The following is a 5,072-nucleotide window of genomic DNA, read 5'->3' on the forward strand; positions in this document are numbered from 1 at the left end:
TTCGTGCGGCACTGGTGGTGGGCGATCCTGATCGTGGTCGCGCTCGTCGTGTGGTTCGTGAAGGCGACGCTGTCGCGCGCCGGGCCGCGGCTCGCGTTCGACCGCTGGGTGCTGACCGCGCCGCTCGCGGGCAAGCTCGTGCGCGGCTACAACACGGTGCGCTTCGCGAGCACGCTCGGCATCCTCACCGCGGCCGGCGTGCCGATCCTGCGCGCGCTGCAGGCGGCCGGCGAGACGCTGTCGAACCGCGCGATGCGCGCGAACATCGACGACGCGATCGTGCGCGTGCGCGAAGGCTCCGCGCTGTCGCGCGCGCTGAACAACGTGAAGACGTTTCCGCCGGTGCTCGTGCACCTGATCCGTTCCGGCGAAGCGACGGGCGACGTGACGACGATGCTGGATCGCGCCGCCGAAGGCGAAGCGCGCGAGCTAGAACGCCGCACGATGTTCCTGACGAGCCTGCTCGAGCCGCTGCTGATCCTGGCGATGGGCGGCATCGTGCTCGTGATCGTGCTGGCCGTGATGCTGCCGATCATCGAGCTGAACAACATGGTGCAGTGACGGCCTGACCAGTTGGTGAGGCCGTCGCCGTTCAGCGCATGTAGATCGCGGGGGACGGCGTGTTCGCCGGGAGCTGGATTTCGGCGCGGGCGCCGTTGCGGTCGACGATGATCGAGCGGGGGCGGACTTCGGCGAGCTTCGCGCCGGGCGCGACCTCGGCACCGAGCGACACGGCGCGCGGCGGTTCGCCGCCGATGCCGATGATCGCGGCGGCGCCGCGCTGGAGCGCGAGGATGCCGAACAGGTGGATGTCCTGCACGGGATTCTTGTCGAGCTGACCGCCGAAGAGCGCCGCGGCGTCCTCGGTGCGGATCGGCGGCCGCGCGGCGGCGGCGGGCAGCGGCGCTTCGCGGGCCGACAGCGTGACGACCCAGTAGGTGGCCGTCGCGCACAAACCCGCGAAGAGAGCTAGGGAAAGGATCCGGATCGAGAGCGCGTTCATGCGCGCTATTGTACGGATGTATATGAAATTTGCGTTGGGTGAAAGCCCTCGGCGACGCGCGCCTTACAATGCGTGCTCCGCGCCCGCGGGTCCGGAAGGTTGCTGTCAGGTAATCGTCCGGTGCGCCGGGTGCGTCACTCAATCGACGACATTTTTTGGAAAGAGGTAGTCAGTCATGCAAACGTGGATCACTCGCCGCAACGCGGCCGTGCGTCGTCAGCGCGGTTTCACGCTGATCGAGATCATGGTGGTGGTCGCGATCCTCGGGATCCTGGCGGCGCTGATCGTGCCGAAGATCATGAGCCGCCCGGACGAGGCACGCCGCATCGCCGCGAAGCAGGACATCGGCACGATCATGCAGGCGCTCAAGCTGTACCGTCTCGACAACGGCCGTTATCCGACCCAGGAACAGGGCCTGAACGCGCTGATCCAGAAGCCGTCCACCGATCCGATCCCGAACAACTGGAAGGACGGCGGCTATCTCGAGCGCCTGCCGAACGATCCGTGGGGTAACGGGTACAAGTACCTGAATCCGGGCGTGCATGGCGAGATCGACGTGTTCAGCTATGGTGCCGACGGCAAGGAAGGCGGCGAGAGCAACGACTCCGACATCGGTTCGTGGCAATAAGCCGGCGCTGATCGTCCCGACGCTTCGTTCCCGCTCTTCATGCTCGCCATTCGCACGACTTCCCGCCGCGGCCGCGATTGCCGTGCGCATCGCGGCACGGCGCCGTCCGTATCGGCGCGCGCCGATGGCGGGCCGATGAAGCACGGCGTGCGGCGCTCGCGCGCGCGCGGCTTCACGCTGCTCGAAATGCTGGTCGTGCTCGTGATCGCGGGGCTGCTCGTGTCGCTCGCGTCGCTGTCGCTGACGCGCAATCCGCGCACCGACCTGCGCGAGGAAGCGCAGCGCATCGCGCTGCTGTTCGAGACCGCCGGCGATGAAGCACAGGTGCGCGCGCGCCCGATCGCGTGGCAACCGACCGCGCATGGCTTCCGTTTCGACGTGAGCTCGCCTGACGGCTGGCGCACGCTGCGGGACGACCTGCTGCGCCCGCGCGACTGGGATGGCGGCGTCACGGGCGCCGACATCGACTACCCGGGCTCCGACACGCGCGCGAACCGCGTCGTGTTCGGCACCGAGAGCGTCGACACGCCGGTGCGCGTGACGCTGCATTCGGCCGTTGGCAGCGCGACGATCGTCGGCACCGGCAACGGCCGCTACGAGGTGCAATGACGATGCGTCGTCGCCTGCCCTTCCCCGTTTCCTCGTCGCGCGGCTTCACGATGATCGAGGTGCTGGTCGCGCTCGCGATCATCGCGGTCGCGCTCGCCGCGTCGATCCGCGCGGTCGGCACGATGGCGACCAATGCATCCGAACTGCACCGCCGGCTGCTGGCCGGCTGGAGCGCCGACAACGCGCTTGCGCAGTTGCGGCTCACGCACGCGTGGCCGCAGATTGGCGACCAGAGTTTCGACTGTTCGCAAGGCAACGTGCAGCTCGTCTGCACGCAGAGCGTGAGCGCCACGCCGAACCCCGTGTTCCGGCGCGTCCGGGTTTCGGTGAGCATGCCCGGGCGCGCCGGCGTGCTCGCGCAGATGGTGACGGTGGTCGCGAATGAAACCAGCCGTCCGCTCTGACGCGCCGATGCGACGCCCGCACGCGCGCTCCGCCCGGGGCTTCACGCTGATCGAGCTGATGATCGCGATCGCGATCCTCGCGGTGGTCGCCATCCTCGCGTGGCGCGGGCTCGACCAGGTCATGCGCGGCCGCGACAAGGTGGCGTCCGCGATGGAAGACGAGCGCGTCTTCGCGCAGATGTTCGACCAGATGCGCATCGACGCGCGGCTTGCCGCGACCGACGACGAGGCCGGCCAGCCGGCGATCGGTGTCGCCGGCAATACGCTGCAGATCGTTCGCGAATTCGACGTGCCGGGCGCGGCGCCGCGGCTGCAGGTGGTCCGCTACCGGATCGCCGGCGGGCGCGTCGTGCGCTACGCGTCGCCGCCGCTCGACGATGCGAACCGGCTGCAAGGCGTGCTGAAGGACAGCAGCGTCGAAGGCTGGAGCTGGGTCGCGCTGATGGGCGGCGTCGGCGCGATCGACGCGAAGCTGTACGTGCCGCGCGTGGGCTGGACCACCAACCTGCAGACGGCCGACGACGCGCTCGCGCAGAACAACGATGCGCTCAAGGTGCCGCAGATCGGCAACGCGCCGCCGCCGCGCGCGGTGACGGGGCTGCAGGTCAGCATCGGTGCGACGTCGCTGCGCGTGCCGGTCACGCGCGTGTTCCTTGTCGGGGAATGACGATGCGCGCGCGCTCTCACCGTCCGCTCACCATCAACCGCGCCGCCGCGCGCGCGCATGCACGCGGCCGCCAGCGCGGCGCCGCGATCATCACCGCGCTGCTCGTCGTCGCGCTGTCGGCGATCCTCGTCTCGGGGATGCTGTGGCGCCAGCAGGTGCAGATCCGCCGCATCGAGAACCAGCGCGTGATCGCGCAGGCGCAGTGGGTCGCGCGCGGCGCGCTCGACTGGACGCGGATGATCCTGCGCTCCGAAGGCGATACGGCGCCCGGCATCACGTATCTCGGCGGGATCTGGGGCGTGCCGATCGCGAAGACGAAGCTGTCGGACTTCCTCGGCCGGATCGGCGCGCCCAACGACAACGGCGGCGAAGACACCTATCTCTCCGGCTCGATCGAGGACGCGCAGGCGAAGTTCAACCTGCGCAACCTCGTGTCGTCGCCGGCGCCCGGCGTGCTGCAGTTGAACGTCACGCAGCTGCAGGCGTTCCAGCGCCTGCTGACGACGCTCGGCTACGACGGCGCGTTCGCGAAACGCATCGCGTTGCAGGTGCGCGCGGGCCTGCTGCATTCGGCGACACGCTTCCAGATGCCGACGCTGCCCGGCGGCGGCGGCACGGCGCCGGCCACTGCGCCGGTAACCAGCGACCAGCAGACCGGCGGCTTCACCGACGATCCCGGCATGTCCGGCGGCGACCGCGGGCCCGCGCCGCTGATGATGACGAGCGTCGACAGCCTGCTCGACGTCGACGGCGTGACGCCCGAGATGGTCGCGCGGCTGCGCCCGTTCGTCACCGTGCTGCCGACCACGACGCCCGTGAACATGAACACCGCGCCGGCCGAGGTGATCGCGGCGCTCATGCCGGGGATGAGCGTGTCGTCCGCGCAGGCGCTGGTGTCGCGCCGCGAGACCGTGTTTTTCCGCAACGTCGGCGACGTGCAGCTCGCGCTGCGCGGCGCCGGCGCGCCGAACGTGACGCTCGACTCGAGCCTCGTCGACGTCAATTCGAGCTATTTCATCGTGCATGGCCGGATCCAGCACGAACGTGCGGAGGTCGACCGCACGTCGCTCGTGTATCGTGATCCGACCACGCACTCGACGCGGGTCGTGCGTATCCGCGACCAGCTATAACGACGCCATTCGGGAGAGGAGCTCTTGTGAGCACGTTGATTGTTTCTTTGCCGCCGCGCGAGCCTGCCGTGCCGTTGCAGGAATGGCAGTGGCCCGAGCTGCCGTTCACGCTCGTCGACAAGGCCGGCCAGGTGCAGCGCGCGGGCCGCGCCGCGCTCGCGCTGCTGCCGCGCGCGAATGCGACGGTGCTGATCGTCGCCGCGCGCGACGTGCTGCTGCTGGCCGCGAAAGTGCCGCCGCTCAAGGGGCCGAAGCTGCGCCAGGCGCTGCCCAACATCGTCGAGGATCAGCTGATCCAGGATCCGCTCGGCTGCCACATCGCGCTCGATCCGGCCGCGCTGCCCGACGGGCGCCGCGTGCTGGCCGTGGTCGATCGCGCGTGGTTCCGCGCGATCTGCGACGCGTTCGCGGCAGCCGGCCACCGGCACCTGAGCGCGGTGCCCGCGACCCGCTGCCTGCCGGCGCCGCGCACGTCGGCCGAAACGGCTTCCGCCGCGCCGGTCGACGGTGAAGCGGCCGTCGCGGCCGATGCCGCGCTTGTCGCGGACGCCATCGAGCCGCCCGCCCGCCCGGCGACGGTCGCCGCCGTGCTCGGGCTCGCGACGGCGGTCGAACCGGCGCTCGTCGAAGC

General features: G+C 70.1%; 8 protein-coding genes. 7 read left to right on the forward strand and 1 reads right to left on the reverse strand.

The window, feature by feature from the left end; genetic code table 11:
* The coding region (locus ACNQQL_RS35515) for a type II secretion system F family protein (RefSeq protein ID WP_347069419.1) at positions 1-561 on the forward strand (561 nt) is incomplete at its 5' end.
* 31 nt (positions 562-592) lie between these two features.
* Here the strand turns inward: ACNQQL_RS35515 and ACNQQL_RS35520 are convergent.
* Positions 593-1,003, reverse strand: a complete 411-nt coding sequence (locus tag ACNQQL_RS35520; RefSeq protein WP_072442614.1) for a type II secretion system protein N — start codon at positions 1,001-1,003, stop codon at positions 593-595.
* A 175-nt stretch (positions 1,004-1,178) separates the two neighbouring features.
* Here ACNQQL_RS35520 and gspG point away from each other — a divergent pair, with 175 nt between their 5' ends.
* From gspG to gspL, 6 genes are all read left to right on the forward strand, one after another.
* Complete coding sequence (gspG, locus tag ACNQQL_RS35525) at positions 1,179-1,631, forward strand: type II secretion system major pseudopilin GspG (RefSeq protein ID WP_006751354.1); 453 nt, start codon at positions 1,179-1,181, stop codon at positions 1,629-1,631.
* A 39-nt stretch (positions 1,632-1,670) separates the two neighbouring features.
* Entirely contained in the window at positions 1,671-2,240 is a 570-nt protein-coding gene (locus tag ACNQQL_RS35530; protein ID WP_347069422.1) for a GspH/FimT family pseudopilin, read from the forward strand.
* A gap of 2 nt (positions 2,241-2,242) precedes the next feature.
* Entirely contained in the window at positions 2,243-2,644 is a 402-nt protein-coding gene (gene gspI, locus ACNQQL_RS35535) for a type II secretion system minor pseudopilin GspI (RefSeq protein ID WP_347069427.1), read from the forward strand.
* The gene (locus tag ACNQQL_RS35540; protein ID WP_083534217.1) at positions 2,622-3,311 is read left to right on the forward strand and encodes a PulJ/GspJ family protein; all 690 of its coding nucleotides are present in this window, start codon (positions 2,622-2,624) and stop codon (positions 3,309-3,311) included. The genes gspI and ACNQQL_RS35540 overlap by 23 nt, the downstream gene beginning before the upstream one ends.
* Before the next feature lie 2 nt (positions 3,312-3,313).
* Positions 3,314-4,441, forward strand: a complete 1,128-nt coding sequence (gene gspK / locus ACNQQL_RS35545; RefSeq protein ID WP_072442713.1) for a type II secretion system minor pseudopilin GspK — start codon at positions 3,314-3,316, stop codon at positions 4,439-4,441.
* Between the two features lie 26 nt (positions 4,442-4,467).
* The coding region (gene gspL, locus ACNQQL_RS35550; RefSeq protein WP_347069425.1) for a type II secretion system protein GspL at positions 4,468-5,072 on the forward strand (605 nt) is incomplete at its 3' end.

The sequence above is a fragment of the Burkholderia sp. LFS061 genome, from assembly GCF_047978125.1.
GTDB lineage: Bacteria > Pseudomonadota > Gammaproteobacteria > Burkholderiales > Burkholderiaceae > Burkholderia > Burkholderia pyrrocinia_C.